A 26,587-nucleotide genomic window follows, 5' to 3' on the forward strand; every position below is an offset into this window, starting at 1 on the left:
GCAGCGGTAGCGTCGGCTCCTGTCGCGGTCGAGAGAATGCTGCACTCGAGCTGACGGCCGCGCCCTGCTGTGCCCCGAGCCCTACGACCACCGCGGACTGCGACGGAAATTCCGCTTCCTCCCTGCACCGCAGTGGCAGGGGCACAGACTGGGACACGATTTCCGAACGAGCGCCCGGAACCGCCTCGGGCGAGCCTGCCGCGTTCATGTCCGCCGCCGGGGCAGTGCGAGAGTGAGGACGATCATCAGGGCCGAGAGACCGGCCATGGTCCACAGCACCGTGGTGAGTGCGACGGGATAGGAGTGGTCGGTCGCCTGGGCGAAGAAGACTGCGCCGAGGGCGGCCACACCGAGTGCGCTGCCGACCTGCTGGACGGTGGGGACGAGCCCGGAGGCAGACCCGGTGGCGCGGTCAGTGATTCCGGCCAGCATCAGGGCCGGGAGTGGGGCGGCGAACCAGCCCATGCCTGTGCCTGCCGCGAAGACCGGCCAGGCGAGTTCTCGGAGGTTGAGGGTGGGGCCGTAGAGGTGGATGGTGTCCGCGATCGCCCCCAACGCGATCGCGAAAACGGTGATGCCGACCGTCAGTGCCCGGGATCCCCACAGGGACACGAGGATCGGTGAGGACAGGGCGCCGCATACTGCGCCGATCGCGAACGGGAGCATGACCAGGCCCGTGTGTGAGGCCGACCAGCCCAGTCCGGATTGGGCCGTCACCGAGACCGTGAACAGCAGGGCCGTGAACATGCCGTAGAACAGCGCGGTGAGGACCGCGCCGACTGCGAATCCGCGGTCGGCGAACAGTTCTAGTCGCACCAGCGGCTCCCGGCCCCGGGCCTGCTCATTCCGTTGCGAGCGCACGAACATGGCCAGGGTCGGTATCGAAAGGGCCAGCGGCAGTACGACGGCGGGCGACCAGCCCTTCTCGTGGCCGGAGGTCAGTGGATAGACCAGCAATCCCAGGCCTGCGGCGGACAACACCGCGCCCTTTATGTCGAGGCGGCTCGGCATTCCGGGTCGCTTCGAATCCTTCACTGTCCGTTCGGCAACGATATTCCGTTGTCCGTGTGCGAACGCCACAGCAGCACCCGCGAGCGGGATATTGATCAAGAAGACGGCGCGCCATCCCAGTCCCAGCGGATCGGCGTCCACCAGCACGCCACCGAGTGTCGGACCTGCCATGCCCGCGAGCCCCGCGACCGCGCCGTAGACCCCAAAAGCCGTGGCACGTGCCTGCTCGGGGAACGCGGCGGTGATGATCGCGATCGTCTGTGCGGAGGCCATTGCGGCGGCAATGCCCGCAAATCCACGCGCGAATATCAATTCTGTTGCGCTGGTGGATATCCCGCACCACGCGGAGGCGACGGCGAATGCGACCAACGCTCCCGCGAAGACGGTGTGCCGACCGAGTAGGTCACCGATGCGGGCGGCGGTGGGCAGGGTGCAGGCGAAGGCCAGTCCGTACACGCTGACGATCAGCAGTTCGGCCGAGCTACCGGCCCGCAGGTCCCGGGCGAGTGCGGGCATGGCGGTGTGTACGACGGTGAGGTCGAGCATCTGCATGAATACCGCGATCAGGCACGCCGCCAAGGCGATCCACGCGCCGGGAGGGCGGGCGTCGGGATCGGTCCGGCTGGAGATGCGGATGGTCATGACAAGGCCGGGACACGCAGCGCGTAGTCGCCTTCGGACGCGACCGCGGTGATGACGGCGACCAGGGTCCGCACGTAGCGTTCGATGGCCGCGTGTGCCTTGGGGGTATCCGGGAAGAGCAGGCTCATCGTCGTCACATCGTTGAATCGGTTGATCCAGAGGAAGACCTCGCCGGAGCAGCCGTTGCTCCCGAACAGTCCGCCCTTGATGGCGTCGAACATGTCCGCGCCGGCCATCTTCCGGACATCGACGTAGGACACCATCGGTGCCGCGAAGCCGGGCCGCGCGGCGATGCCGTCCCCGGGTTCGACCAGTTCCAGCACGCGGTGCAGTGAGACGTCGGTGAGGTCCTTGGCCCGCTCGGCCGATTCCTGGGCGGCGGCGACCAGTGCGATGAAGGAATCCTCAGGGCGGACGCGGATTTCGACGGGGATGAGGTTGGTGTACCAGCCCACCGAGTTCATCTCCCCGGGCAGGAATCGTGTATTGGCGGGCGTGAGGCCGAAATACCTTTCCCTGCCTGCCAATTCGAATTCCGCCATGGCGACGGCCGCGAACAGTCCGCCGAGGAACCGTCCGCCGTGGTCGGTGCAGACCTGCTCGAAGCGCAGCGCATCGGGTTCACTCAGCAGCGGCATGGTGTGCTGTGCGCCGCATTGATAGCCGCCGCCGTCCAGTTCGAGCGGGAAGCTCGGCACTTCACCGTCATTGCGCCGCAGCAGCTCCATCCAGCGGCGGACGGTGAACGACTCCGCGGTCAGCTGTTCGTTGCGGCGGCGTTCGCGCGCGCAGTAGCCGATGTGTCCTTCGACGGGCGCCAGTGGTGTTGCGGTGCCGGACAATTCGCTGCCGTAGAGCAGCAGCAGTTCCACGCACGACAGTGCCTGTGCCACACCGTCGGTGTGCAGATGGTCGACGGCGGCGTACACGGTGAACGATCCCGGGCGTTCGATGATGCCGAAGGAGAAGCAATCCCAGTCGTAGGGTCCGGGTGTCTCGGCCTGCACGCGTTCGCGGAGTGCGGCGAGATCGTCGAACTGCCCGTATTCGGTGGGGGTGAACTCGATGTCGGCCGGGTCCGCGACGTGGCGCACGATGTGGTCGTCGCGTTCGGGTTCGAACCAGCTGTGGAAGGTGTCGTGCCGGCGCAGGAAGGCGTTCACCGCGGTGGTCATGGCCCGGCGGTCCGGCTCGCCCGGAATGTCGAACGAGATCATGCACAGTCGTGAAACACGCATTCCCGCAGCGGAATTGCGATGCACCCCGCGTAAGTAAGCCTCCTGCTGATATGAGGGCGGCACCTCGTGTGCGGGTGCGCGCCGTACCGCGGAGCGGGAGCCCGGCGAGGCCGTCCAGGTGGTGAGCCGGCCGGGCTCGGGATGCCAGTCGTCGAAGAGGCCGAATGCGACCATGGATGACCCTCGATTCCTACAGCTGAGCAGCGTGTGCTCCCGCCGCGGCCAGTTGCCCGGCGGTAACAGGATTCGAGTGAACGGCATCGAGCCGTCTCGTGGCCAGCGCCCGGTTCAATGTCTGTGATGATTCCCAAGCCGGGCCGCCGGGGTCCGGATGGTCTCCCAAACCGGGGTGATTTGCGTTGTCCCCGCATTGTTTTCGGCCTAGCGTCACGCTCCGAACTGCCCCACTCATCGTTATCGGAGTACCCGGGTGAAACCGACTGGCCCGCTCATCCCGCTCGTCCTCGCCGGCGTCCTACTCTGGCTCTGCGCCACGATTCCGGCAAAAGCCGAGCCCGCCGCGCCGGACGCGGTGTCGGCGGCCGCACGGCCGGCGCCCGACGGCTCCGCGCTGATCGCCGCGAGCGAGGACGCCGACGGGCTGCTCGACCTGCGGATGCATTCCACGGCCATGAACACCGACATCACGCTGAAGGTGCTGCGCGCACCCGACGGTTCGAAACCGGCCCCCACCCTGTATCTGCTCAATGGTGCGAGCGGTGGCTCGGATGCCAGCAGTTGGCCGGAGCAGACCGATATCGTCGATTTCTTCCGCGGCAAACAGCTCAATGTCGTGACGCCGATGGGCGGCAACGGCAGTTACTTCACCGATTGGCATGCCGATGACCCCGTCATGGGCCGGGCTCGCTGGAGCACGGTCCTCACTCGTGAGCTGCCGCCGATCATCGATTCGGCGTTGAACGGCAACGGAGCCAACGCAATTGCGGGCATCTCGATGGCCGGCACTTCGGTTTTCCAGCTCGCGCTGGATGCGCCGGGTCTGTACCGGGCAATCGGCTCCTACAGCGGGTGCGCTCGCACCAGCGACCTTGCCGGGCGCTTCTTCGTCGATGCTGTGGTGCTGCGTTGGGGTGGCAATCCCACCAATATGTGGGGTCCACCCGACGACCCTGCTTGGTCCGCCGAAGATCCCTACCTGCATGCCGACCGCTTCCGTGGGACCGCGGTCTACGTCTCCAGCGGCACCGGTGTGCCCGGGGCCCTCGATACTCTCGACGGCCCCGGAATCCATGGCAATCCCGCCAAGCTATTGGCTCAGCTCACCAGCGGCGCTCTGCTGGAAGCCATTACCGACGAGTGCGCTCACACCCTCCAGGACCGGTTCCAATCCCTGGGGATACCGGCCACTTTCAACCTCCGCCCGGCCGGCACCCATTCCTGGGGCTACTGGCAGCAGGACCTGCACGACTCCTGGCCACTCTTCGCGCAGGCCCTGCATGGTTGATCCGCGACTCGCGCTCAACCAGCAAAGACCGCTGCGGATCGATGCCGGCCCGGCAGCAGCGCGGCGAAGGATCCGATGGCGTCGGCGTAGGCGTCCGCTTCGCCGAGATACAGCCCGTGCCCGGCGCCGGGCAGCACGGTGAGCGAGGCGTGCGGGATCAGTTCCGCGCAGCGGCGGCCGGTCAGCTCCAACGGGTTGTTGATGTCGGCGTCGCCCTGGATGATCAGCGTCGGCAGTTCGATGCCGGGCAGTTCGGCGGTCAGGTCCACGCCCATATTGGTTTCGAAGGTCGCCAGCATGACCGGTACCGGCGTGTCCACCATTTGGCGGCGGACGCTGTCGGCGAGCGCGGCCGAGATCGGGCGGGCGGTGCCGAAGAAGTCCTCGACCTGCCACGAGTCGAGCATCGCACCGATATCGGTGCGGACGAACTGCCGCATCGCGCCGACGACTTCCGGCGGGATCCCGTTCGGATTGCCCGGCGCCTGCGCCAGCATCGGAGCGCTCGGGGCGCTGAGCACCAGGCCAGCCACGCGCCCGCTGCCGTGCCTGGTGAGGTAGCGGACCGCCTCGGCGCCGCCGAGCGAATGACCGACCAGCAGCACATCGCGCAGGTCGAGCGACTCGAGCAGCTCGGCCAGATCGTCGGCGAGTGTATCGAGGTCACAACGCAATTCGGCGATATCGGAGCGGCCGTGGCCACGGCGGTCGTAGGCGATGCAGCGGTATCCGGCGTCGAGGAATTCGGGCAGCAGGTAGTCCCACATGCCCTTGTGCACACCCCAGGCGTGGGTGAAAACGATGGGCCTGCGGTCGGCGCCGCCCCAGTCCGTGAAGTGGATGCTGGTGCGGTCCTTGGTTTCGATGAAGGGCATGATCTTCCAATCCGTGGGCGTTGCCCCGTTGCGGGACAGTGCTTTTCGAGCATCGGACGGCAGCAGGGTCAGTGTCGACTACCTCGCAGGTAGTCGACTCGCCGACCCGCCGCGTCCTACGCTCGGCCGCATGACCTCGACTCGCGACCATGTCGGACCACTGGTGCGCCGCCACCGCGAGCGCGCCCGCTTCAGCCAGATGGCGCTGGCCCTCGAGGTCGGCGTATCCACCCGCCACCTCGGCTTCGTCGAACTGGGCAGATCCCGCCCCAGCCCGGAACTGCTGATGGCCATAGCCGAACGCCTCGACGTACCCCTGCGCGAACGCAACGAATGGCTGCTCACCGCCGGATACGCCCCCCGCTACGCCCAGACCTACCTGGACGCTCCCGAGATGCAGCGGGTACGCACCACCCTGCAGACCTTCCCCGACGGTCAGAACCCCTACCCTGCTGTCGCGCTCGACCGCGCCTGGAACGTGCAGCTGACGAATCGCGCCGCGCAACGGCTGACCGATTCGTTGCCCGCCCATGTCCTGGAGCCGACTCGCAACGTCTTCCGCATCGCCCTGCACCCGGACGGGTTCGCTTCCCGCAGCGCCAATTTCGCCGAATGGTCGCCCTACGTCCTGCGCAACTTCGACCGGGTCACCGCCCGCACCGACGATCCCGCCCTCCGGGCTCTGGCTGTCGAGGCACAGTCCTGGCCCACCATTCCAGCCCGCAAGAACTGGTCCGATCCCGCGCGCACAACCCCCGAGAGCCCGGTCCTCACCTGGCGTATCCGCCTGCACGAGCAGGACCTCGCCCTGTTCACCATCATGAGCGTCATCGGCACCCCGATGGATATCGGCCTGTCCGAACTCACCATCGAAACCTTCGTCCCCGCCGACCCCGCCACCCACGACATCCTCTGGGACCTGTCCCGCGCCTCCCAGCCGAACTGAACCATATGCCCAGGTGAGGCGATCAACAAGCGTTGATCGCCTCGACGGCTACCGCTGTGTCAGAAGCCCAGACCCGAGGATCCCGAGTTCTGACCGGTGGGCTGGCGGCCGTCGTTCACGAGTTGCCAAGTGCCGCAGCTGGTCGTGGAGAAGGAGGCGGCGTTGCCGCCGATTCCGATCTGGATCTGGCCGTCGGTGCCGCGGATCGCGGCGCCGATGCCGCCGGAGAAGAGGGTATTGCCGGACGCGTCGTAGACGGCCCACTCGCAGTCCTGGTTGGCGTGATAGGTCATGTACTGACCGGGGGCGATATCGCCCGGAATCGCATAGGTGCCATCGTGATCCAGGACGGTGACGGTCGCATTGGCCGACCCGGCGCCGGTGAGTGCCGCCACGATGCCCAGGCCCGCAATGCCCGCGGCCGCGGCGATCCTGTTGTTGGTATTCGACATGCGCTGCAGCGTATTCGACCCATCATCCGCCGATCCTGGCCCCACCCACTAAGAACCTTGTTCGGTCATCTGCTCGATCGCCGCGATGACGACGTCCGGACGGTCGATAGGGATGTCGTGAGAGCTGTTGTCTGCCACGATGAGTCGGCGGTTCGACGCTTCGGCGACGAAATCGGCCTGGGCGGCCTTCCACAGCAGGGCATCGTCGGGGGTGTCGAAAGGCGTCGAGGAAGAGACGATGGCTGTCGCGGGGATGCTCGGCGGCCAGGACATCTCGTGGTAGGCCAGATGCACCGGTCCGAAATCGGCTGCTTGCGCGAGCAGTTGACGGGTTTCTCGCGTCGAGGGCTGGGCTTGTAGCGCAGTTATCTGCGATTGGTTCGCGGCAACGATCTTGGCCGTCTCACTCTTGGTGAAGAACTCCGGGAGATTGGCGTCCACGAGCACCGCACCGGCGACCTGATCGGGATGGTCATTGACAAAGTACGTGGCGATCTCACCGGCGAGCGAGTGCGCAACGAGAATGACCCGGCCCGCTACGCCCAGCTGGGTCAGTCCTGCCTCCAGGTCCGAGGCGGCCGCCTGCGCCTTCCATGGTCCGGGCACCTCATCGCTGAGGCCGCTGCCTGTGCGGTCGTAGGTGATGACCTCCGAGCCGGTGCGCGCAGACAGGGCGGGCACCAGATCCTTCCAGTACGAGGCGTCGTTTCCGCCACCGGCATCCAGCACGATCGCGGGCAACTTCCCGGGCGTCACGTAGAAGGCGAGCCGATGCCCGTCGTTCGAAATCATCTGCGGCGCTGCCGCTGTCGCGGATCCCGCGGCGGCGATCACCAGCGCCACGGCAGCCACGACACCGCAAAATCGCGCCAGTCGAGTCACATATCCAGCCATGGAACACCACACTGCCCACCGGTACCGCACGGTGGACAGCTACCGGAGTAGCAGCACCCACCGATACCGCAGTAGCGCAGCACGCCCCGGTCGACGCGGCTGCCGGTCGATCTACAACTCAACCCAACGCAATCAGCAACATAACGGCAATCATCGGTCATCGGAGCGTTACGGCGCGGGGCCTGAGCATGAAACATGGCGCCGGAATTCTCTACAGCCATGCGGCGCGACTGGAACGAGGTCGGATAATGACGGGCGTACTCGACTCCGACAAGACCGCACCCCCGGACACGGATACGCTGGCCGAGTACGAGACCGAACCTGTTCCGATGGCGGCACGCCGCAGTCTGGCGTCGGTTTCGGCGGTGTGGGTGGGCTTTCCGATGATTCTCACCTGTGCGGTGTTCGGTGGGTTGGTCGTTTATTCGCAAGGGTTTTGGCGGGGGATGCTGGCGATCGTGCTCGGCAATCTCGTGCTGATGGGATATGTCGGGGCGCTCAGTTATGTTGCCGGGGATACGGGGAAGAGCTTTGCGCAGCTGGCTACTCGGACGTTCGGGCGGAGTGGGCGGGTGGTGCCCGCAGCTTTTCTGGCCACGGTCGTGATCGGCTGGTTCGCGTTTCAGACCGGTCTTACGGGGTCGGTCATTCATGGCACGCTCGGCTGGAACGAGACGGCGACAACGGTTCTCGCGGGTGTGGGGTATGTGCTGATCACGTTGATCGGCATTCGTGCGCTGTCGGTCATCGGGATGGTCGCTGCGCCTTTGTATGTGGTGCTGGCGGTGGTGGCCTTGGTGTTCGCCACGTCGTCGACCTCGATCGGCAATGCCTTCGATTACCAGGGTGGTTCCGGTGCACTGAGTTTCGGTGCGTGCCTTACTTTGATCATTGCCTGCTTCGCGGATTCGGGGACCATGACTGCCGACTTCACGCGGTGGTCGCGCAGCGGGCGGGAAGGGTTTCTTGCCGCGTTCACGGCTTTTCCGGTGGCGAATATCGTCGCGAATATGGTGGGCGGGCTGGTGGTGGCGCTCGGGGTCTCGCGCAATACTGCTACCGAGGGCGGGAACTTCCTCGGGATTCTCGTCGATCACGGTGGGTGGGTGGTTCCGGTCGCGATCGGGTTCGTGTTCGTGAATCTCGGTTCGGTGTGTACCCATTGCCTCTACAACGGCGCCATCGGGTGGGGTCAGCTCACGGGGCGATCGATGCGGGCACTGACGGTAATGCTGGGCGTGGTGGGCATTGTGCTTGCCGGGCTGGGGGTTTGGTCGCATTTCGATACGTGGCTGAATCTGCTCGGCGTGGTGGTGCCGCCGATCGGGGTCGTGATGATTCTCGATCTGCTCGTATTGCCGAGGTTCGGTATCGCTCGTGCGGAAGGGCAATGGCACCTCGAGCCGTTCCTGGCGTGGGCCGGTGGTGCGGGTTGTGCGATGGCCGCGCATTTGTGGGCGCCGGGATTGTCCGAGGCTCTTGCCGGAATGGTTACCGGTGCAGTCTTTTTCGTCTTGCTGCGGATCGCGGCCCGTCCCGAGGTGGTGGCTCGATGACCGAGCAGGTGCCCGCGAATCCGTATACCTGGCCCTTCGACGGCCCGATCGATCCGGCGCGTACCGCGCTGTTGTTGATCGACTGGCAGGTCGACTTCTGTGGACCGGGCGGATATGTCGATGCGATGGGCTACGACATCGCGTTGACTCGGGCGGGATTGCAGCCGACCGCAAAGGTCCTCGACGCAGCGCGCGCTGCCGGGCTGATGGTCATCCATACCAGGGAAGGCCATCGTCCCGATCTGAGTGATCTGCCCGCCAACAAGCGCTGGCGCTCGGCCCAGATCGGTGCGGAGATCGGGAGTTCAGGACCGCAGGGCCGCATTCTGGTCCGTGGCGAACCGGGGTGGGAGATCGTTCCCGAAGTCGCGCCGCTGCCGGGTGAGCCGATCATCGACAAGCCGGTAAGGGCTCGTTCTACGCCACCGATCTGGACCTGCTGCTGCGTGCTCGCGGCATCACCCATCTCATCCTGACCGGGATCACCACCGATGTCTGCGTGCACACCACCATGCGCGATGCCAACGATCGTGGCTACGAATGCCTGATCCTGTCCGACTGCACCGGCGCCACCGACCCGGCCAACCACGACGCCGCCCTACGGATGGTCACCATGCAGGGCGGCGTCTTCGGCGCGGTCGCGGACTCGGCCGCGCTGATCGGAGCTCTTCTTACGACGCCGGCGGAGCATCCGGAGCGTTGAGGCGGTTGAACAGGCCGATGCCGACCGCGATCGCGGCAGGCCCACCGGCCAGCACCAGACCCGCCGCGGCGCCGATCGGGATGCCGATGCCGGCGCCCATCAGGCAGCCGCCGATCCAGCCGGGCAGCAGTACCGGGGTGCCCAGCACGGCGCCGATCGCGCAGCCGCCGACGCCGCCGACCAGGGTGCCGATCAGGGTGCCGACCGAGCTGGCGAGGCCGAGCTGGTTGACGGCATTGCCGAAAGCCGCATCCTGGTCAGCCTGGCTGGCGACGTAGTGCAGTGCGGGCGCCGGGATGGCCACCGCCGGGTCCATATTCGGGGTCAGGGTGGCGGTATTGCCGTTGATCTGGGCGTCGACGGGGTGGGACAGGCCGTCCATCACGAAATTCAGCGGGAACGCGGTGACGAGGGCGCCCTGGTTGTCGCGCACCTGGAACTGGTCGCCGTCGGTGGTGAGCGAGCCGAGGTCGGTATTCACCAGGACCGAATTGCCTTCGATCTTGTCATTCCAGTGAATGGCCTGGTCACCGGCGGGAGCCGGGCCATCCGCGTAGGCCGTGCCGGTGGCGATGGCGAGCGCTGCAATGGCCAGGGCCGAGGTCGCGGCGAACTTCTTGAACTGCATATGAATCCGTACTTTCTTCCGCAGGCGCAACCCTCATTTGGGATAGAGGACCTCATCGAGCACTCGTCTACAAGAATCGCCAGCAAATGTAGCCGGGACGTTGCTTGCTTGCGCCGAGACCGAATCGTAAGACTCATTTTGCAGCGGATACAACGTTTTCTGAACATATATATAGTTCTTCAGGCAAATCTCTGGATACGCAGCGTACTCACAAAAACGGCACATGAACGCAGCAAATACCCAAATTGCGAACTCCCGGCTACCGATTGCTCCGGGAGCACCGAATGTGCTGCATACCAACATGATTCGACACTCACGGTTAGGGTTACGCCATGTCTGGTCACACCACACCGTCCGAGGACAACCGCCGGCAGCTCACCCTGACCCCGGTCCAGGAAACCCTGGTCATCCCACTGCACGGACGTGCGGTGGAGTCACGCAAACCGCACGGGCTGCTGCGCGACGAACAAGCCGTGCGCATCGTCGACAGCATCGACTACGACTTCAGCAAGTTCGACGGGCCGAGCATTCTCATTACCGCGTTGCGCGCCTGCGTATTCGACGCCTGGACCCGCGAATTCCTCACCGCGCATCCCGGTGGCACGGTGGTCGAACTGGGTGCGGGACTGAGCAGCCGATTCGACCGCCTCGACAATGGCTCGTGCCATTGGTTCGATCTTGATCTGCCGGAGGTGATCGAGCTCCGCGGCCGATTCTTCACCGACACCGAACGGCGGCGGATGATCACCGCATCCATCCTCGATGCCGAATGGCTCGACGAGATCGCCGAATCGCCGGGACCGTATCTGTTCATCGCCGAGGGCGTACTGCCCTACTTCGAGGAGACCGAGGCCCGGAAGGTGCTGACCACCATGGTCGAACGCTTCCCCGGCAGCCTGATCACCTTCGACACCTGCGGCAGCAAGGCGGTCGCGGCCCAGGATCGACTGGCGGCGATCAGCGCCATGCGCGCCCGAATGCGTTGGGCCTGTGACACTCCCGGCGTCCTGGAGGATATCGGGCTCACCCTGCACGAGTCTCGCAACCTCGCACACACCCAGCCGGCCATCCGCAGAACGCTACCGCGCGGGCAGCAACTGGGACTGCGGATGTCGGCACTGCTCAATGCCAAGGATTTCGCGAACTACCGCATGAATCTTTTCCAGGCAGGCCGGCAACATTGACACCCAACGGCCGCGCTGATACCCCGGAGGACATGACCACACCGAGTGAGTTCACATTCGAAAGCACTTACAAGGGTGAGGGCGGCCCCCTGCAGCCGGGGACGAAACCACCGTGGAGCATCGGCAGGCCGCAGCCGGAGTTGCAGGCACTCATCGATCAAGGCAAGTTTCACGGCGACGTCCTCGACGTCGGCTGCGGGGAGGGCGCGATCTCGCTGTATCTGGCCGAAAGCGGCCACACCACAGTGGGTTTGGACAGCGCACCGACCGCAATCACACTGGCCAAGGCCGAGGCGGCCCGGCGTGGCTTGAGCAATGCCTCGTTCGAGGTGGCCGACATTTCGGCGTTCACCGGCTACGACGGGCGCTTCGGCACCATCGTGGACAGCACGTTGTTCCACTCGATTCCGGTGGAACTGCGCGAGGGCTACCAGGAGTCGATCGTGCGGGCCGCGGCGCCGGGCGCCTCGTATTTCGTGCTGGTGTTCGACCGCACCGCGCTGCCGGAGAATCTGGAATTCGGGCCCAACCCGGTGACCGCGGACGAGCTGCGCGAGATCGTGTCCAAGCATTGGGTGGTCGATGACATCGCACCGGCGCGCATCCACGGCAACAACCTGCCCCGGGAATCGCAGGTGCCCATCCGATTCAACGATGTGCGTGACGAACCCAGCGGTCTGAGTTCGGTGCCCGCGTGGCTGTTGCAGGCGCATCTGGGTTGATCGCCAAGGTTCAGTCGGCGGGCCGCTCGCCCAGATCCTGAGCGGCCTTGCGCAATGCGGTTGTGGCGCGGGCGAAGTAGTCGAAGAGCACCTCGAGTTGCTCGGGGGTGTAGTCGACGAAGACTTCGGCCATGCGTGCGCGATGCGGTTCCAGGACTGCCTGGACGCGGCCCGAGGGGTCCGGGGCCTCCTCGACGACCACTTTGCGCCGGTCGGCCGGGTCGGTGGTGCGGCGCACGAAGCCGGATCGCTCGAGCCGGTCGATCAGGCGCGTCGCGGCGCCGGTGGTCAGGCCGGTGCGGGTGGCCAGTTCGCCTGCGGTCATGGGTCCGGCCAGCGCGATCAGATTCAGCCCGAAGAAGTCGGTGCCGCCCAGGCCGAGCGCCTGGGCGGCGGCGTGGGCGGTCACGGATTGCGCGGTCAGGTACTCACGGTAGGCGGCGCTGCCCTGGGCGAGCTGGGCCCACTTCTCGGGGTCCATTGACGCGGGCGCCGACTTGGGCCTAGATTTATCTGCATTCATGCAGATACTTCCTCCATGCAGAGTCTTGATTCATGCAAGCAAGCATAGACCAGTGGAGGGAAACACCCGCTCGAGGAGAACCGACAATGAGCAACGGAGCCGCGGGTACCTCGGTGGTGCCGATGATGATCGCCGCCGTCGAAACCCTGCAACCACCCGAAACACGCTTGCTCACAGACGATCTCGCACTCGGGGTACTCCCCCGTACACTGCGGCCGTTCGTCCGCTGGCCCGCCGCGCAACGCTGGGTACAAGGCATGTCCGACAAGCGATCACCCGGGATGTGGAACAGCCTGGCCTGCCGCAAGCGCTACCTCGACGACCTCACCACCGCTGCGATCGATGCGGGCCTCGACGCGGTGGTCGTGCTGGGCGCCGGATTGGACACCCGGGCCTGCCGCCTGGCCGCGACGGCCGGTATCGCTGCGTTCGAAGTCGATCTGCCGGTCAACATCACCCGCAAACAACAGCGAATCGCCCTGCCCGACACCATCACCGCTGTCCCCATCGACTTCGAAACCGAGGACCTCACCGCCACACTGATCGCCCACGGCTACGACCCGCAGGCGAAAACGCTGTTCCTCTGGGAGGGCGTGACCCAATACCTGACCGAGAAGGCCGTCCGCACCACCCTCACCGCACTCGCCGGCGCCGCGACAGACAGCACCCTCGGATTCACCTACATCCAGCAGGACTTCCTCGACGGCACGAACTTCTACGGCACCGAATCCACCTACAAGCAGTTCGTCGGCCGAGGTTTGTGGCAATTCGGCCTGCGACCCGCCCAGGTCGGCGATCTGCTCGCCGAATACGGCTGGCGCGAGGTAGAACAAGTCGGCGCACACGAATACACGACGCGGTACCTGCAACCCGCCGGCCGCACCGACATCACCGACCTCGAACGCTGCGTACACGCGCACACCCGGTCGCTCACCGAACCGTCTCCACGGCATGAGTAGATCCGTATTACGGCAGCCTCCGGGGCTCGAAACTTACCGTCGGACCCGTAATTTGAAATGCCCATGTTTCATGGGGCTCGCCGCCGAGACAACGCCCCGCAATCGAGCCGGGTGCCACTGTCGGCGTGCTGTCGGTGGCCTGTCAGCGCAGCCAGCCATTGTCGATCTCAGCAAAGAGATCCGCCCCGGCGGACATGGAGAAAGGTCGGCACGATGTCGAACAGGGGCTTGAACGCACTGGTCAGCGAATTCATCGAAACCAGCGGGGTACCCGGCGTGGTCGCTGGTGTGTATCACGCGGGACAGCAGGAAGTAGTGGCGCACGGGGTGACCAATGTGGTCACAGGCGAGGCGATGCGGGAGGACACCGGGTTCCTGCTCGGGTCGATCACGAAGGTGTTGACCACGACGCTGGTCATGCAGCAGGTCGAGCAGGGTCGTATCGATCTGGACGAGCGGGTTGTCACCTATCTGCCGCAGTTTCACCTCAACTCCCCTGGTGCCGAGGACATTCGAATCCGGCACCTGCTCAACCACACCAACGGCATCGACGGCGACCTGCACTTTCCCGACGCCGACGGTCCCGACGCGCTGCGCATCGCGGTCGAGGGCATGGCCGAACAGGTCGGCACGCTGTTCGCGCCCGGCGAGCACATCAGCTACTCCAATGCCGGCATGATCATCGCGGGCCGCGTGCTGGAAGTTGTGACCGGACTGCCGTATCACGAACTGCTGCAACGGAATCTGTTCACCGCGGCCGGGATGACCGGCGCCGTTACCAGTCCCGCGCAGGCGATTCTGCGCAGCACCGCGGTCGGCCATTTCCCCACTCAGGACGGTGCGCGCCGTACCGACTTGTTCAAACTGCCCGACACGTGGGGCCCGGCCGGTTCCTCGGCCATCGCCGGCATCGGCGATCTGCTGACCTTCGGCCGCACTCACCTCGACGGCGGCCTGTCCCCCTCGGGTGCCCGGGTGCTCTCCGAGGAGTCGGTGCGGCGTATGCAGACTGTCACGCATTCCAATGGCAGCCTGCACAGTCCGCCGATCGGGCTGGGCTGGCTGCTCATGCCCTTCGGCGACATCAACGTCCTGTCGCACTCGGGCGCCTCGCCCGGCGGAGTCGCCGTGCTGGTCGCGGTACCCAGCCACGATCTGGTGTTCGCCGCCTACGGCAATGACGCCCGCGCCATGGCGTTGTTCGACCGAATCCTGTTGTCGTTGCTGCGAGATCGGCTGGGCGCCACGATCCCGGACCTGATCACCGCCACGGTCGAAGACGAGGATCTGCATCGCTATGAGGGCACCTACCGGTCCAACCAGCTGCGCATCGACGTCCGCGCGGTGGACGGCGCGTTGGAGGAGACCACCATCTACGAACCGGCCGATGACGAACAGTCCCGCATCTTCACCGCTTTCGCCGGCGGCTCGATTCCGGTCATGACCCGCCGTTTCCTCCCGGTCGGCAAAGACCTGTTCGCACCCGCCGGGCTGCCCTTGGAGATTTTCACCGGTTACTCGCGCCAGCTGCTGGTGTCCTACAACGATTTCCGAGATGGCCGGGCCCAGTACCGTTCCGCGGGCGGTCGCATGACCCGCCGCGTGGCCGACTGACCCGGCTGTCGCCCCGAAGATCGGGGGCACTTGCCGGTCGGTGTGCCTCGATGCCAGTTGTCGGCCCCTCGCGACCAGATGCGGGCGGGGTCATGGGATTGTTCGACCGGATTCTCGAACTTCCTGCGCGGTGAGCGCCCGGCCAGCAGCTGTATCCCCAGTAGCGGGACGAGAACGAGCGCGATCGATCGTTTCATCGGGTGGATCTCCTGTTGGAAGGTCGGTCAGAGGGAGCGGGCGGCGCCGCCGTCGATGCGGATGGATTCGCCATTGATGTAGGCGGCGTCGTCGGAGACGAGGAAGCGCGCGAGTTTGCCGATTTCGGCGGTGGTGGCGTAGCGGCCGGCGGGGATCCTGGCGAGGAATTCGGGGTCGGTGGGCCAGCTGTCGACGAAGCCGGGCATGAGGTTGTTCATGCGAATGCCTTTGGCCGCGTGCACGTCCGCGTAGAGCTTGGTGAAGCTGCTCAAGGCGGCACGCAGGCTGGAGTTGACGGGGATCGCCCCCATCGGCTCGAACGCGGTGTACGAGGACAGGTTCACGAATGCGCCGCGCCCGGCCTGCTCCATGTGCGGGGTGACCAGGCGTGCCATGCGAATCACGCTGAGCAGCAACATGTCCAGACCGTCGTGCCACTGCTCGTCGGTGATCTTCAGCAGTTCGTTGTTGTGGGCGTGGCCGCCGCCGTTGACGACCGCGTCGATGCGCCCGTACCGCGCGAGCGTGGTGTCGACCAGGCACGAGAGGTCATCGGGTCGGGTGAGCGACCCGATGGTGGCGATCCCGCCGAGCTCACGTGCGAAGTCCTCGACCGCGTCATCGATGTCGAACAGGGAGACGCGATAGCCGGCGGCGGCCAGTTCGGTGGCCATTCCAGCGCCGATACCGGAACCGGCGGCGGTGACGATCGCGACAGGGGCGAGGCTGGCGGGCATTGAGAATTCCTCCGATTCAGGGTCAGTACGACTGTATGACATCTACCGTACAGTCATACCCGCGTCCGTACGACAGTATGTGATTGGTCGTACAATCGGAATTATGACCACCTACCACCCCGTCCGTGAGCACCTACTCGTCGAGGACGTGCTGGCCGCCCTCGGCAACACCGTCCGCCTCGGGATCGTGCGCGACCTCGCGGCCTCCACCGGCGAGCGCACGTGCGGCAGCTTCCCGGTAGAGGTCACCAAAGCAACCGCCACCCACCACTGGCGGGTACTTCGCGAATCCGGCATCACCCGCGAACACAAGGTCGGCCGCTACAAAGCCGTCGAACTGCGCCGCGAAGATCTCGATGCACGATTCCCCGGACTGCTGGACGCCGTACTCAATGCCGCACCCCCGGCCACCGCCTGAACCCGCAGGCACGAGAGCCCGCGATAACCGTCAGCACGAGAGTGCCTGCGAGGCATAGCCAGGCGAAGAGGTCGCCGGTCAGTCGGTAGAGCGTGGTGGTGCCGTGGGTCGGGACATCCACGATCCATGGGTCGTGGTCGACGGTGGTGTCCTGTGTCGAAATGGGTTGTCCGTGATGGTTGTAGGCGGCCGACCAGCCGTCGAAGTCCTGGCGGACCAGTGAGTAGCCGTTCTCGATCGCGCGCAGGCTCGACATTTGGGTGTGCAGCCGGCCGAATTGCGGCCAGTCGCCGCCGGGCACCAGCTTGATGTCCGCGTCGGCGTGCATCATGGCTGGGAAGTCTGCGTCGTAGCAGATCACGTTCGCGATTCGGCCGTATGGTGTGCTCACCACGGGAACCGTTCCGTCACCGGGGGTGTAGGTTTCCAGGCCCGGAATTGGGTGGGCTTTCTGGTATGTCCACAGCAGTGCCCCGTCCGGGCCGATGAAATGTGTCTCGTCACGGGCGTAAGGTGCGATCGGCAGATAGACGTTGGCGGCCACGTCGAGGTAGACCTTCTCCTCTCGGGCGACGGCCTGTGCGGCGGCCAGGAACGCCGGTTCGCCCGAGGCCGAGATCCTGGCCGCGTTCTCCGACCAGACAACGATTCTCGCGCCGGCTCGCGCGGCGCGGCGAGTGTTGTCGAAGAGGCTGTCGATGACTGCTTTCGATTCCCGTGAGACCGTGTCCGGGTCGAAACGGGGTATGGCCATCGGGTCGAATCCGGGTTGGCCGAGTGCCTTCATTTCCGCGTCCAGGGCCGCGGTGCTCGGGTTGATGCCGGCGATGCGTACGGTCTGGGCGGTAGTTACCGGAAAGAACGCCAAACATGCACTGCCGCCGACGATTACGATGCCGAGCACGAGCGCGTAGATGGCGGGCACGCGGGCGGTGCGCCAGGACAGCGGATACTCCCACACATGGTTCGCCACGGTGGCGAGGGCGCCGATGAGGAATCCGATGGCATACGGGCCGGTCAGTGAGATAACTTGCAGCAGCTCAGGATTGGTGTACTGAGTGTCGGCGAGCAGGCCGTAGGCGGTGCCGAACGGAGCGAAAACGCCCAGCACGAACTCGCACGCGGCCAGTGCCATCGGGAACAACAGCAGGCGTGCGAGGGTGCCGAGCCGCGGCGTGAGCAGGCGGTCTGCCAGGTAGGGCAGGGTGAGCACGGTGCCGAAGCCCAGCCCGCCCAGTGCGGTCATGCCCGTCAGCGGAACGGCCACGTGCCATAGAAAGAACATCGAGGCCCCGACACTGGCGAGCCAGACCAGACCGATACCGATGCCCGCCCGGCTGGTTCGCGAAAAGCGCAGCAGCAGAATAGCGAAAGCCCATGCGGCCAAAGGGATATCCCAGCGGCCGTTGACCGCGAACAACGACAGGACCGCGCCGGCGGCGAGCCACAGGTAACGCCACCGATCTGGTGGTCGCCCGATTTTCGGTGAGGTACTGGGCGGCGCGCTGGTGTCAGGGTCGGAGGTGTCGGATCGCAGATTGCTTGTGCCCGTGGTCATTCGGGATCTCCTGAATCAAACACTTGGAGTGTCCAAGTGTTTGCAGTCTCCCATGCCGATACTTGGAGTTGTCAAGTGTTTGAGTGACCAAGTATTGTCGGGTCGTGGCGGAGCAGGCGGATGCGGAAGAATCGCTGGTCTATGACGTGCTGGACCTGGTTTTCGCTGTGGCCGAGCAGACGAATGCACTACTCACCGACACGGTCGGCGACCTGGGCCTGACCGCTGTCATGGCCAACACCTTGTGGAAGATCGAGCCGTCCGCGACCCCGTCGATGCGGCAACTCGCCGCCGACCTGGGCTGCGACCCGTCGACGGTGACCTTCCTCGCCGACCGCCTGCAGGACAAGGGCCTGATCACCCGAGAGATCGATCCGGCGAATCGGAGGGCCAAGATCGTGACCCTCACCGAGCGTGGCCTCGAAGTCCGGCGACAGCTCGCAACGGCAATGCGCACCCGGTCATCCATCGCCCAACTCAGCCCGACAGAGCAACGCCAACTCAGCCGGCTACTGACCAAGGCCGCGCGAGCGAAACGCGACTGAGATCGCCGCAGCCTCCTCGTCAAGTGATACTAGTGTGAAACTAGTTGCAAATCACTACCAAGGAGAGCATCGTGGCCGGCAACATCGAGCACGTCACCTTTCAACATGGCCAGGCATTCCTTGCCGCGATCTCGGAACGCTGGAACTATCAGATCCTGCGCGAGGTCTTCTTCGGCGTCCGCCGCTTCGGCGAACTCAAACGCGCACTGGGCATTTCGGCGACCATGCTCACGACGCGGCTCAACGATCTGACGGAAATGGGACTGCTGGACAAGCACCTGTACCGGCCCGACAAGCAGTGGTACGAGTACCGGCTCACCGATGCCGCGGGCGAACTGGTCGTGCCCGCTCTCGTGGCGATCACTCGTTGGGCGGAGACCTCCGCCAGCGGTCAGTCCCTCGATGCGCGGCCGCTGTTGCACACCGCCTGCGGAAACCAAACCGAGCCGTATCTCGCCTGCAGCAGCTGCCACCAGCCCATCGAAGCCGCCACCCTCGAGCCTCTGGCCACACCCTCAGACTAGTGCTACTTTCTAACTAGTACTGATTTACTACTAGTTAGAAATCGAGAGGGACCCTGATGACAACCGCGACTTGGCCGGAAGGCATCACCGAGAAGCTGATCCCGACCACATTGGGCCTGATCAACGTGTACGAGGGCGGGCGCGCCGATGGTCCGGTCATGGTGTGCTGGCCGAGCCTGATGATGGACGCGACCATGTGGCAGTACCAGTACGAACACTTCGCCCCGGCCTACCGGATGGTGCTCATCGACAGCCCCGGTCACGGCAAGTCCGAGGCACTGCGCAAGATCATCGACCTGAAGGACTGCGCCGACGCACTGGTGGAAATCCTCGACGCACTCGGCATCGAGAAGTGCGTGCTGGTCGGCAACAGCTGGGGCGGCATGCTCGCGGGCGTCTTCCCGGCGTACTACCCGGGGCGCACGGCCGCCACCGTGGGCATCAATGCCACGGCCTCGCTGCCCACCACATTCGAAAGCGTCTGGGCGACAGCGCTTGCCACCTACCTGTCGCTGCACGCCAGAATGCCCGCGCTCGCGGCGAAAGCAGCCCGAGCCGCCTTCGCAGGGCCGACTGCCGAGCAGAGCAATCCGGAGTTCGTGAAGTTCACCGACTTCGTGCTGGGCGATGACCCGAAATCGGTGGCGTGGGCATTGCGCAGCATCCTCATCGGTCGCAAAGACGAGCATCGCAGGCTGGCCACCATCCCCGCCGACATCCCGGTCCTGATCATCGCCGGCGAGGAGGACAGTCAGTTCCCTGTGCACGTGGTGCGGAAGATGGCCGACGCGATCAAGGGCAGCACCTTCCGGGTCCTGCTGCACACCGGCCACCTCGCGGCCCGGGAAAACCCGGACGAGGTCAACGCTGAGATCGACGCCTTCCTCGCCGAACTGCCTCTTCGCGGCCTGACGGAAGCACAGCGATGACGCACACCGCGACTCCGGCCGCGCTGCCGCAATGGCTCCTGCAGATCATGCACGAGATCGACACCCTCGCCTTCGGCGAGGGGTTCGCGCACATGACCGAGGAGACCGAAATGTACTTCGGCACCGCACATCTGGTCGGCGCCGAGGCCATCAAGGCGTTCTTCGTCAAGATCGACGAACCCCTGCATATCACCCACGATGTCCTCGAATTCTGGACCGCACCCGGCGGGGTATGCCTGCTGCGCGGCGAGGCGACCATGGCCAAGAAGACCGAACCCGACATTGTCGTGCACGCCCCGTTCATGCACATCTTCTACCTCGACGACCGAGAACCCGTCCGTATCAAGATGATTCGCATCACAGCAGGTCCACTGCAGACCGACGCGGTCATGTAGCAGGCAGCGCCGACCTGCGAGCCGACAATGGCGGTGGCAGAACGGATTTGGACTGTCACGGCAGGACGTCGACGAGCACCTTGCCGATCGCACCTGCCTCGACTGCCCGGTGGGCATCCGCGGTGCGGTCAAGCGGAAAGCGGATCAGGGGCAGACCATGCTCCTCACCGACCGGCAGAGCGCCGTCACCGACAGCGGCGGCAATATCTGCGACGGCCGCGGCGCGAACGTCAGGACCGGCCGTATAGAGCACGATGAACTGCATGCGGATGTTGCGCACCATGCTCAGCAGCACATTCACTTCGACCGGACGACCACCGTCGTTGGCGTAGGTCGAGATCGTGCCACGCGGCCGCAACACGGCCAGGTCCAGGGCGAGATTCGCGCCCAGCGCCACCTCGGCCACGATGTCCACGCCGTCAGCTGCGATCGTGCGGATCTCGGCGGCGGGGTCGCCTTCGCGATAGTCGACCACATGGTGGGCCCCGGCGGCGGTGGCCAGCCGGGCCTTCTCCGGGCTGCTGACCGTGCTGATCACGGTGGCACCGGCCCAGCGCGCGAGCTGGATCACCGCGTGCCCGACCGCCCCGGCACCGCCCACGGCGAGCACCACCTTGCCCGCGAGCGCGCCGGGCCGCAGCCGGCTCGGCCCGTCCTCGGCAACGGTGAGCGCGCGGTGAGCAGTCAGCGCGGGAACGCCGAGCGCGGCGCCGACATCGAACCCGGCCTCGTCCGGCAGCGGCACAGCCTGCCCGGCCGGCACGACGGTGAACTCGGCCGCGGTGCCGGTGGCCCGGCCCGCAGCGGCCATGTACACCCACACCCGCTGGCCGATCCGGCTCTGATCGACGCCCGCACCGACGGCGTCGATCACACCGGCACCGTCGAGGTGCGGCGTGATCTCCGGGAACGCCATGGCCTGGCCGACGCGGGCTTGCCAGTCGGCGGGGTTGACCCCGGACACGGCCACCCGGACACGGACCTCACCGGCCGCGGGCACGGGTGGTTCGCGATCGACCAGCTGGAGAACGTCGGGACCACCGTTGTCGCGGTAGACGACAACCTTCACGACTCCGCGCCGATCACGACATTGTTGGAACGGGATTCGACGGCATCGAGGGTGGCCAGCGTGTCCGCGTCGAAGCTGATCTCGCCGACCGCCATATTGGCTCCCAGGTGAGTGGAGTCGCTGGTGCCGGGGATGAGCAGGATATTCGGCGCGTGGTGCAGCAGCCAGGCCAGGCCGACCTGCGATGGGGTCACGTTCAGGGATTCGGCGACGGTGTGCACAGCCGGTTCGTCGGTGACCTTGGGCAGGTTCGGGAATCCTCCGCCGAGCGGGAAGAACGGCACCCACGCGATGCCCTCGGCCGTGCACAGCCGCAGCATGTCCTCGTCGTCGCGGGAGGCGAGGCTGTAAGCGTTCTGCACGCAAGCGATGTCGGCCGGCAGCGCGCGGCGCAGGACATCGAGGGTGACGCTGCTCAGGCCGATCGCGCCGATCTTGCCCTCGTCACGCAGGGCAGTCATGACCGCCAGCTGGTCGTCGAGGTCGACCACCTGATCGCCCTCGGGGCGCAATCCGGGGCCGGTGTCCAGGCGCCGGAGGTTGACCACGGCGAGCTGATCGACGCCCAGACTGCGCAGGTTGTTCTCGACGCTGGCCCGCAGCTGTTCGGGCCGCTGCGCGATCCGCAGCGGCAGTTGCCCGCCCGGGTTGGGGTCGGCGCCGACCTTGGTGACGACCAGGACGCCGTCTTCAGGGCGCAAGGTTTCGCGGATCACGGTGTTGGCGAAGCCGAAGCCGTAGAACTCGGCCGTGTCGATGTGGTTGACGCCCAGTGCGATTGCACGCCGGAGCAGGGCGGAGGCTTCGTCGTGGCGGTCGTGCAATCGCGGGAGTTGGGCTGCGCCGTAGCCGATCCGGGACACGGAGCGACCGGCGAGGGAAGCGGTGGATGTGTTGATGACGAGTCTCCTCGGTCGATGGTCGAGCGATGAACACACTGTAGATAGAATGGCTGACAGAGTTCAATAGTTGTCAGTCATACGATGAGGTTTGACCGCCGACGCCGAGGCGACATAAGTTCGCGTGGCTGACGACATGACCAGGAGGCCCGGATGCGCGGGGAGCCGCTCGACGCGGAGACGATCGTGTCGGCCACCGAGGAGGTCCTACGCCGTCACGGCCCGGACAAGACAACGGTGCTCGACGTCGCACGACAACTCGGCGTGAGCCACGGCAGCGTGTACCGCCACTTCGCCTCCAAGGCCGCCCTCCGCGAGGCCGTGATCCGGCGCTGGCTCGACCAGGTACGCACCGAACTCACCGTCGTGGCCCGAAACTCCGAACTGCCCCCGGTCGAACGATTGCAAGCACTGCTCACCACGATGTTCGCCGTCAAATGGGCGAAAGCCAGGCAAGATCCCGAGCTGTTCGCCACCTTCCGAGTACTGGCGACCGAGCACAGCACCGTGTCCTCCGACCACGTCGGCTTCCTGCTCACCCAGGTCCGCGACATCATCATCGACGGTATCGCCACCGGCGACTTCGCCTCGGGCGAACCGGAACTGATCGCGCGAGCAGTGCTCAACGCGACCAGCCGCTTCCACGACCCGACCCACGCCGCAGAATGGCAATCCCCCGAGACCGAAGCCGACTCCGCGGCAGTCGTCTCGCTCATCCTCGACGGCCTCCGAACCCGCTGACATCCACGGGGTGACGTTGGCCCACCGAAACCGGGCAGCTACTCCCCCGCCCTACGGTTCAAACCGCGCGCCTCGCGGTATGAGCGTGCACTCGGGTCTTTCGTTCAGTTCTCCGGCGGGGGCGGGCCGAAGTCGCCGGAGCGCCACACGACATCGAGTACGACGTTCTGAAACCGCCAGCCCTGCGCTGTCCGAACCGTTGTGCCACTGAGGATTCCGCCTGCAACGAACAGGTTATCCGGCTCATCGTGGCTGCTGCCGGTTGCGGGAAGAACGACATGGGTGACGTAAGTGTTGGCGCGAAACACTGCCCGCGTGAGGTCGACCTCGGTGAGCACGTTGGTGAGGATGTGCTGCGTACACCCAAAGGGCGCCCTCACCTGGGCATGAAACTGGTCCATATCCACAATGCCGCGATGATCGCCGGGCGGCAGTTCGACGTGCACGTCGTCAATGAACAGTGTGGGCAGAGCAGCGGTGAACGTTCGTTCGTCGAAAACCTTGGCGTAGCGGTTGATCAGCTCAGTGATCTCCGCGTGGTCGATCCATCGCCGGATCTCATCGGACTCGATGTTCTCGGTCGTCTGAGCCATCTGCACTCCGCTTCCTGTCCGAGGACAGCCGAATTAAACGGTTCACGAGCAGTCCGACACTCGACGATAGAGGCAACACCAGCGAGATCGTAGGACCTCGGCCGGCCGAGCATGTCCGCTCGCCGGCCAGGTCGTCGACGTCGCGGACCAACGCGTATTCGATGAGGGCTCGGCGATCGGCCTCGTCAGCGTAATGGTGTGCGGCGGAGTTGGTTTCCGTCACTTGGTCGACGTGGTGGAAACCCAGTTGGATCGGTAGGCGGCCCAGTCCGCGGGGGTGGCGGTGTAGTCGACGAAGATGGCGACACCGAAAGCGGGCCGGCTGGGGTCAGTGCGGCCCAAGCCCAGCCGGATCGCCCGGATTGCCACATCAACGGTCTCCGCTGAGCTGTGGTGGGCGATACTGTCCCACTGATAGGCCGGGAGGCCCATCAACAGGTCGACGGATGGGGGCGTGACCTGTAGGGCGAGTGTGGCCTGTTCGGCGACGTAGCCGCCGTACATGAACCGGTAGGGCATGGCCGTGTCGTAGGACATCACCGCGATCTGATCCACCCGATGTGCCGCCGCGGCGAAATACGCTTGCGACCACCACTTTTCATGCCCAGCGACGGCAAGGTAGGGCGCGTGTAATCCAGGTAGCGGGTCGATTTGAGGAGCGGCGATCGACAGCAGGGCGTGACGGCCCGTGGTGAGGGCGTGGGCTTGGTCGAGCAGCGTCAGGAAATCGGTAGTGCCCGAACGAATCGGCTCGAAATCGTAATGCACGCCGTCGAATCCGAGATCCAGCAGCTGTCGGGTCGAGGTGAGGATGTTTCCTCGCACGTCGGGGGCGTCGAGGTGCAATTCGTCCGGGTATTCCGGAGCGACGAAGTTTCCAAGCCAGGCCTGCACCCGGGCGTTGGGAATTTCGCGGTGCACGGCGTCGACGAACCATGACGCGTTGGGATGCCGGTCGTCGGGAAGGCCTCCATCGGAGTCGAGCGGACCAGAGAAGACGTAGAGATCCTTGATGCCGGTGTCGGCCAACTGCGCCTTCAACGCGGCGAGGTCGCCTTCGTCCTTGCGACCATCGATCCACTCGTGCCCCAGCCACAGCGCGTCGCGCCCCCTGGTGTGCGCCGTCGGTGTCCCCGCATACTCCAGCCGCAGCGCAAGAACCATTCCGCCGACTATGGCGACGACGAGCCCGAGCACCGTCAGCACGGTAATCCACGTCCGTCGCCACCACAGCGACCACCGCATCCGCCCCCCATTCGTCACCGACCGCCCAGCCTATGGCACGGCGAATGGCGGCGCCCGTCGAGCCGATCGACTTTCAGTTGCAGTAGAACATGATTCGGTGACCTGCACGGGCGCTGTTCGACACAATCAGCCCGACGTCAGATGCCCTCGGCCAGTTGACCTTCGAAGGTGCGGCACACGCCGGTTCCGTCAGCGCGGTCCGCGCCCTCACGCAGGACTCGGATCGCCGCCGTCATCTATCAGCAGGGTGAACCCGATCGACCACGGTCGTAGTATTGGTCCTGGCTACCAAGGCGTGGCCGAACGAGCGACCGGCGGAGGCGAACTATGACCGACGAGGAGATCATCGTCGCGTTTGCGCTGACCAGACTGGATAACGCGACCAACGAACTCGATCTGGAAGACGTCGCCGCCCTGGTAGTGCGCCGCCTGACCCCCGATCAGATGCTCGACCTCGCCACCCGCAACCTCGCCGAACGAAATGAACTGCGGGGAGCACTGTTCGAATCTGCGGTCGAGCACGTGCTGAGGATCGTCCTGACGGCCCGAGGGCCCGTCGACTGACGAATCGACGCAACAACCACAGGGCCGACAGCGACCCCACTCACAGGCGGACCGAACACACACCCATCGGCAATGCCGGACCTTACCGGTACTCGAAAAGACCTCAGCCCGTTGATCTTCCGCTGCACAGCGCTGGCCGGTTCGGTCAGCGCGGTCCACGGCAGAGTACTGCGTTCGCGGCGGCCCGATCTGGGCGGAACCACGTCAAGATATCTGGCAAGACATCCCACTTGTGCGTAGATGGCGTGCAGGTCGAGTACGCGGGATTGCGGCGCGCGGATTCGTGCTAATTCGTCAACGTCCATAGGTCGGAAGCAGTGCCGACGGCGACGTGCTGCTCGTAGATGCCGATCTTGCGGTTGATGACTCGAAGACATTCCTGGAGTTCGGCGAGTTGGTGCTCGACGCGGGTTTGTTGGGCGCGGAGTAGTTCCAGGCGCGGCTGCTCGTTGCCCGGCCCTTCGCGAACCAGCTCGACATAGCGGCGGATTTGCGCCAGTGGCATTCCCGACGCTCGCAGTTTGATGCACATTCGCAGCCAGAACACGTCCTGCCGACTGTAGCGGCGGTGACCACCGGTTCCGCGCATGACGTTTTGGGAGAGCATCAAGCCCTCGCGCTCGTAGTAGCGCAACGTATGCACGCCGAGGCCAGTTTGCCGCGAGACCTCCCCGATGCTCATATCGTCGTCCGGCTCTGCGTCGAGATCAGCCACGGTCCTCACGATACAACCTTGACCTAGAGTCGACTCTAGATTCTA

General features: G+C 65.4%; 27 protein-coding genes and 2 pseudogenes. 15 read left to right on the top strand and 14 right to left on the bottom strand.

What is annotated here, in order from left to right; translation table 11 throughout:
• Positions 1-204: 204 nt before the first annotated feature.
• Positions 205-1,653: an MFS transporter gene (locus tag ACH438_RS43555; protein WP_397016666.1), complete on the bottom strand. Its 1,449-nt coding sequence runs from the start codon at positions 1,651-1,653 to the stop codon at positions 205-207.
• Positions 1,650-3,065 carry a condensation domain-containing protein gene (locus tag ACH438_RS43560; protein WP_397016668.1) on the bottom strand — a complete coding sequence of 472 codons (1,416 nt, stop codon included), beginning with the start codon at positions 3,063-3,065 and terminating at the stop codon, positions 1,650-1,652. The genes ACH438_RS43555 and ACH438_RS43560 overlap by 4 nt, the downstream gene beginning before the upstream one ends.
• Positions 3,066-3,321: 256 nt before the next feature.
• On the opposite strand from ACH438_RS43560, the gene ACH438_RS43565 reads away from it, so the two are divergent.
• Positions 3,322-4,356: an alpha/beta hydrolase gene (locus ACH438_RS43565; RefSeq protein ID WP_397016670.1), complete on the top strand. Its 1,035-nt coding sequence runs from the start codon at positions 3,322-3,324 to the stop codon at positions 4,354-4,356.
• 14 nt (positions 4,357-4,370) lie between these two features.
• On the opposite strand, the gene ACH438_RS43570 is transcribed toward ACH438_RS43565, so the two are convergent.
• On the bottom strand, positions 4,371-5,231 hold the full coding sequence (locus ACH438_RS43570; RefSeq protein ID WP_397016672.1) for an alpha/beta fold hydrolase: 861 nt from the start codon (positions 5,229-5,231) through the stop codon (positions 4,371-4,373).
• Between the two features lie 130 nt (positions 5,232-5,361).
• Between ACH438_RS43570 and ACH438_RS43575 the strand changes: the two genes are divergently transcribed.
• On the top strand, positions 5,362-6,177 hold the full coding sequence (locus tag ACH438_RS43575; protein ID WP_397016674.1) for a helix-turn-helix domain-containing protein: 816 nt from the start codon (positions 5,362-5,364) through the stop codon (positions 6,175-6,177).
• Positions 6,178-6,236: 59 nt separating this feature from the next.
• Here ACH438_RS43575 and ACH438_RS43580 read toward each other — a convergent pair whose 3' ends face one another.
• Both ACH438_RS43580 and ACH438_RS43585 read right to left on the bottom strand, forming a co-directional pair.
• Positions 6,237-6,629 carry a hypothetical protein gene (locus ACH438_RS43580; RefSeq protein WP_397016676.1) on the bottom strand — a complete coding sequence of 131 codons (393 nt, stop codon included), beginning with the start codon at positions 6,627-6,629 and terminating at the stop codon, positions 6,237-6,239.
• Positions 6,630-6,677: 48 nt separating this feature from the next.
• Positions 6,678-7,481 (bottom strand): alpha/beta fold hydrolase, encoded by an 804-nt coding sequence (locus ACH438_RS43585; RefSeq protein ID WP_397016678.1) that lies wholly within the window; start codon positions 7,479-7,481, stop codon positions 6,678-6,680.
• Positions 7,482-7,825: 344 nt separating this feature from the next.
• Here ACH438_RS43585 and ACH438_RS43590 point away from each other — a divergent pair.
• Together ACH438_RS43590 and ACH438_RS43595 are read left to right on the top strand one after the other, a co-directional pair.
• Positions 7,826-9,066 (top strand): annotated as a pseudogene (locus tag ACH438_RS43590) (purine-cytosine permease family protein); the annotation flags it as partial.
• 9 nt (positions 9,067-9,075) lie between these two features.
• Positions 9,076-9,782, top strand: a pseudogene (locus tag ACH438_RS43595) (cysteine hydrolase family protein).
• Here the strand turns inward: ACH438_RS43595 and ACH438_RS43600 are convergent.
• Positions 9,751-10,410 (bottom strand): hypothetical protein, encoded by a 660-nt coding sequence (locus ACH438_RS43600; RefSeq protein WP_397016680.1) that lies wholly within the window; start codon positions 10,408-10,410, stop codon positions 9,751-9,753. The pseudogene ACH438_RS43595 and the gene ACH438_RS43600 sit on opposite strands and share 32 nt — an antisense overlap.
• 332 nt (positions 10,411-10,742) lie before the next feature.
• Here ACH438_RS43600 and ACH438_RS43605 point away from each other — a divergent pair, with 332 nt between their 5' ends.
• Positions 10,743-11,594, top strand: a complete 852-nt coding sequence (locus ACH438_RS43605; protein WP_397016682.1) for a class I SAM-dependent methyltransferase — start codon at positions 10,743-10,745, stop codon at positions 11,592-11,594.
• 32 nt (positions 11,595-11,626) lie between these two features.
• Positions 11,627-12,316 carry a class I SAM-dependent methyltransferase gene (locus tag ACH438_RS43610; protein ID WP_397016684.1) on the top strand — a complete coding sequence of 230 codons (690 nt, stop codon included), beginning with the start codon at positions 11,627-11,629 and terminating at the stop codon, positions 12,314-12,316.
• A gap of 10 nt (positions 12,317-12,326) precedes the next feature.
• Here ACH438_RS43610 and ACH438_RS43615 read toward each other — a convergent pair whose 3' ends face one another.
• On the bottom strand, positions 12,327-12,839 hold the full coding sequence (locus tag ACH438_RS43615) for a MarR family winged helix-turn-helix transcriptional regulator (protein WP_397016686.1): 513 nt from the start codon (positions 12,837-12,839) through the stop codon (positions 12,327-12,329).
• 86 nt (positions 12,840-12,925) lie between these two features.
• On the opposite strand from ACH438_RS43615, the gene ACH438_RS43620 reads away from it, so the two are divergent.
• Both ACH438_RS43620 and ACH438_RS43625 read left to right on the top strand, forming a co-directional pair.
• A complete protein-coding gene (locus ACH438_RS43620; RefSeq protein ID WP_397016688.1) occupies positions 12,926-13,798 on the top strand; it encodes an SAM-dependent methyltransferase in 873 nt (290 codons plus the stop codon).
• A 213-nt stretch (positions 13,799-14,011) separates the two neighbouring features.
• Positions 14,012-15,412 (top strand): serine hydrolase domain-containing protein, encoded by a 1,401-nt coding sequence (locus ACH438_RS43625; RefSeq protein WP_397016690.1) that lies wholly within the window; start codon positions 14,012-14,014, stop codon positions 15,410-15,412.
• Positions 15,413-15,636: 224 nt separating this feature from the next.
• On the opposite strand, the gene ACH438_RS43630 is transcribed toward ACH438_RS43625, so the two are convergent.
• The gene (locus ACH438_RS43630) at positions 15,637-16,347 is read right to left on the bottom strand and encodes an SDR family oxidoreductase (protein WP_397016692.1); all 711 of its coding nucleotides are present in this window, start codon (positions 16,345-16,347) and stop codon (positions 15,637-15,639) included.
• A 103-nt stretch (positions 16,348-16,450) separates the two neighbouring features.
• Here ACH438_RS43630 and ACH438_RS43635 point away from each other — a divergent pair, with 103 nt between their 5' ends.
• The gene (locus tag ACH438_RS43635; RefSeq protein ID WP_397016694.1) at positions 16,451-16,765 is read left to right on the top strand and encodes an ArsR/SmtB family transcription factor; all 315 of its coding nucleotides are present in this window, start codon (positions 16,451-16,453) and stop codon (positions 16,763-16,765) included.
• Here the strand turns inward: ACH438_RS43635 and ACH438_RS43640 are convergent.
• Positions 16,737-18,323 (bottom strand): nitrilase-related carbon-nitrogen hydrolase, encoded by a 1,587-nt coding sequence (locus ACH438_RS43640; protein ID WP_397016696.1) that lies wholly within the window; start codon positions 18,321-18,323, stop codon positions 16,737-16,739. The genes ACH438_RS43635 and ACH438_RS43640 overlap by 29 nt on opposite strands.
• Positions 18,324-18,427: 104 nt before the next feature.
• On the opposite strand from ACH438_RS43640, the gene ACH438_RS43645 reads away from it, so the two are divergent.
• From ACH438_RS43645 to ACH438_RS43660, 4 genes are all read left to right on the top strand, one after another.
• Complete coding sequence (locus tag ACH438_RS43645; RefSeq protein WP_397016698.1) at positions 18,428-18,868, top strand: MarR family winged helix-turn-helix transcriptional regulator; 441 nt, start codon at positions 18,428-18,430, stop codon at positions 18,866-18,868.
• 71 nt (positions 18,869-18,939) lie between these two features.
• A complete protein-coding gene (locus tag ACH438_RS43650; protein WP_397016700.1) occupies positions 18,940-19,392 on the top strand; it encodes a winged helix-turn-helix transcriptional regulator in 453 nt (150 codons plus the stop codon).
• A 56-nt stretch (positions 19,393-19,448) separates the two neighbouring features.
• On the top strand, positions 19,449-20,321 hold the full coding sequence (locus ACH438_RS43655; RefSeq protein ID WP_397016702.1) for an alpha/beta fold hydrolase: 873 nt from the start codon (positions 19,449-19,451) through the stop codon (positions 20,319-20,321).
• On the top strand, positions 20,318-20,716 hold the full coding sequence (locus tag ACH438_RS43660) for a hypothetical protein (protein ID WP_397016704.1): 399 nt from the start codon (positions 20,318-20,320) through the stop codon (positions 20,714-20,716). The genes ACH438_RS43655 and ACH438_RS43660 overlap by 4 nt, the downstream gene beginning before the upstream one ends.
• Before the next feature lie 55 nt (positions 20,717-20,771).
• On the opposite strand, the gene ACH438_RS43665 is transcribed toward ACH438_RS43660, so the two are convergent.
• Together ACH438_RS43665 and ACH438_RS43670 are read right to left on the bottom strand one after the other, a co-directional pair.
• Positions 20,772-21,785: an NADPH:quinone reductase gene (locus tag ACH438_RS43665; RefSeq protein WP_397016706.1), complete on the bottom strand. Its 1,014-nt coding sequence runs from the start codon at positions 21,783-21,785 to the stop codon at positions 20,772-20,774.
• Positions 21,782-22,648 carry an aldo/keto reductase gene (locus ACH438_RS43670; RefSeq protein ID WP_397016708.1) on the bottom strand — a complete coding sequence of 289 codons (867 nt, stop codon included), beginning with the start codon at positions 22,646-22,648 and terminating at the stop codon, positions 21,782-21,784. Before ACH438_RS43670 ends, ACH438_RS43665 begins: the two co-directional genes overlap by 4 nt.
• Before the next feature lie 189 nt (positions 22,649-22,837).
• Between ACH438_RS43670 and ACH438_RS43675 the strand changes: the two genes are divergently transcribed.
• Complete coding sequence (locus ACH438_RS43675) at positions 22,838-23,425, top strand: TetR family transcriptional regulator (RefSeq protein ID WP_397016710.1); 588 nt, start codon at positions 22,838-22,840, stop codon at positions 23,423-23,425.
• Positions 23,426-23,529: 104 nt separating this feature from the next.
• Here ACH438_RS43675 and ACH438_RS43680 read toward each other — a convergent pair whose 3' ends face one another.
• Together ACH438_RS43680 and ACH438_RS43685 are read right to left on the bottom strand one after the other, a co-directional pair.
• Positions 23,530-24,018: a nuclear transport factor 2 family protein gene (locus tag ACH438_RS43680; RefSeq protein ID WP_397016712.1), complete on the bottom strand. Its 489-nt coding sequence runs from the start codon at positions 24,016-24,018 to the stop codon at positions 23,530-23,532.
• Positions 24,019-24,237: 219 nt separating this feature from the next.
• Positions 24,238-25,224, bottom strand: a complete 987-nt coding sequence (locus ACH438_RS43685) for a hypothetical protein (protein ID WP_397016714.1) — start codon at positions 25,222-25,224, stop codon at positions 24,238-24,240.
• 366 nt (positions 25,225-25,590) lie between these two features.
• On the opposite strand from ACH438_RS43685, the gene ACH438_RS43690 reads away from it, so the two are divergent.
• Positions 25,591-25,827 (top strand): hypothetical protein, encoded by a 237-nt coding sequence (locus ACH438_RS43690; protein ID WP_397016716.1) that lies wholly within the window; start codon positions 25,591-25,593, stop codon positions 25,825-25,827.
• A 286-nt stretch (positions 25,828-26,113) separates the two neighbouring features.
• Here the strand turns inward: ACH438_RS43690 and ACH438_RS43695 are convergent, their stop codons facing one another.
• Entirely contained in the window at positions 26,114-26,542 is a 429-nt protein-coding gene (locus ACH438_RS43695) for a MerR family transcriptional regulator (RefSeq protein ID WP_397016718.1), read from the bottom strand.
• Positions 26,543-26,587: the final 45 nt, after the last annotated feature.

The organism is Nocardia sp. NPDC020380 (genome assembly GCF_044386975.1).
Classification (GTDB): domain Bacteria; phylum Actinomycetota; class Actinomycetes; order Mycobacteriales; family Mycobacteriaceae; genus Nocardia.

Bases quoted from the DNA above. Each gene is read 5' to 3' on its own strand.
- ACH438_RS43555 (WP_397016666.1), bottom strand. From the start codon at position 1,653: ATGACCATCCGCATCTCCAGCCGGACCGATCCCGACGCCCGCCCTCCC.
- ACH438_RS43560 (WP_397016668.1), bottom strand. From the start codon at position 3,065: ATGGTCGCATTCGGCCTCTTCGACGACTGGCATCCCGAGCCCGGCCGG.
- ACH438_RS43570 (WP_397016672.1), bottom strand. From the start codon at position 5,231: ATGCCCTTCATCGAAACCAAGGACCGCACCAGCATCCACTTCACGGAC.
- ACH438_RS43575 (WP_397016674.1), top strand. From the start codon at position 5,362: ATGACCTCGACTCGCGACCATGTCGGACCACTGGTGCGCCGCCACCGC.
- ACH438_RS43580 (WP_397016676.1), bottom strand. From the start codon at position 6,629: ATGTCGAATACCAACAACAGGATCGCCGCGGCCGCGGGCATTGCGGGC.
- ACH438_RS43600 (WP_397016680.1), bottom strand. From the start codon at position 10,410: ATGCAGTTCAAGAAGTTCGCCGCGACCTCGGCCCTGGCCATTGCAGCG.
- ACH438_RS43605 (WP_397016682.1), top strand. From the start codon at position 10,743: ATGTCTGGTCACACCACACCGTCCGAGGACAACCGCCGGCAGCTCACC.
- ACH438_RS43610 (WP_397016684.1), top strand. From the start codon at position 11,627: ATGACCACACCGAGTGAGTTCACATTCGAAAGCACTTACAAGGGTGAG.
- ACH438_RS43615 (WP_397016686.1), bottom strand. From the start codon at position 12,839: ATGAATGCAGATAAATCTAGGCCCAAGTCGGCGCCCGCGTCAATGGAC.
- ACH438_RS43620 (WP_397016688.1), top strand. From the start codon at position 12,926: ATGAGCAACGGAGCCGCGGGTACCTCGGTGGTGCCGATGATGATCGCC.
- ACH438_RS43625 (WP_397016690.1), top strand. From the start codon at position 14,012: ATGTCGAACAGGGGCTTGAACGCACTGGTCAGCGAATTCATCGAAACC.
- ACH438_RS43630 (WP_397016692.1), bottom strand. From the start codon at position 16,347: ATGCCCGCCAGCCTCGCCCCTGTCGCGATCGTCACCGCCGCCGGTTCC.
- ACH438_RS43635 (WP_397016694.1), top strand. From the start codon at position 16,451: ATGACCACCTACCACCCCGTCCGTGAGCACCTACTCGTCGAGGACGTG.
- ACH438_RS43640 (WP_397016696.1), bottom strand. From the start codon at position 18,323: ATGACCACGGGCACAAGCAATCTGCGATCCGACACCTCCGACCCTGAC.
- ACH438_RS43655 (WP_397016702.1), top strand. From the start codon at position 19,449: ATGACAACCGCGACTTGGCCGGAAGGCATCACCGAGAAGCTGATCCCG.
- ACH438_RS43660 (WP_397016704.1), top strand. From the start codon at position 20,318: ATGACGCACACCGCGACTCCGGCCGCGCTGCCGCAATGGCTCCTGCAG.
- ACH438_RS43675 (WP_397016710.1), top strand. From the start codon at position 22,838: ATGCGCGGGGAGCCGCTCGACGCGGAGACGATCGTGTCGGCCACCGAG.
- ACH438_RS43680 (WP_397016712.1), bottom strand. From the start codon at position 24,018: ATGGCTCAGACGACCGAGAACATCGAGTCCGATGAGATCCGGCGATGG.
- ACH438_RS43690 (WP_397016716.1), top strand. From the start codon at position 25,591: ATGACCGACGAGGAGATCATCGTCGCGTTTGCGCTGACCAGACTGGAT.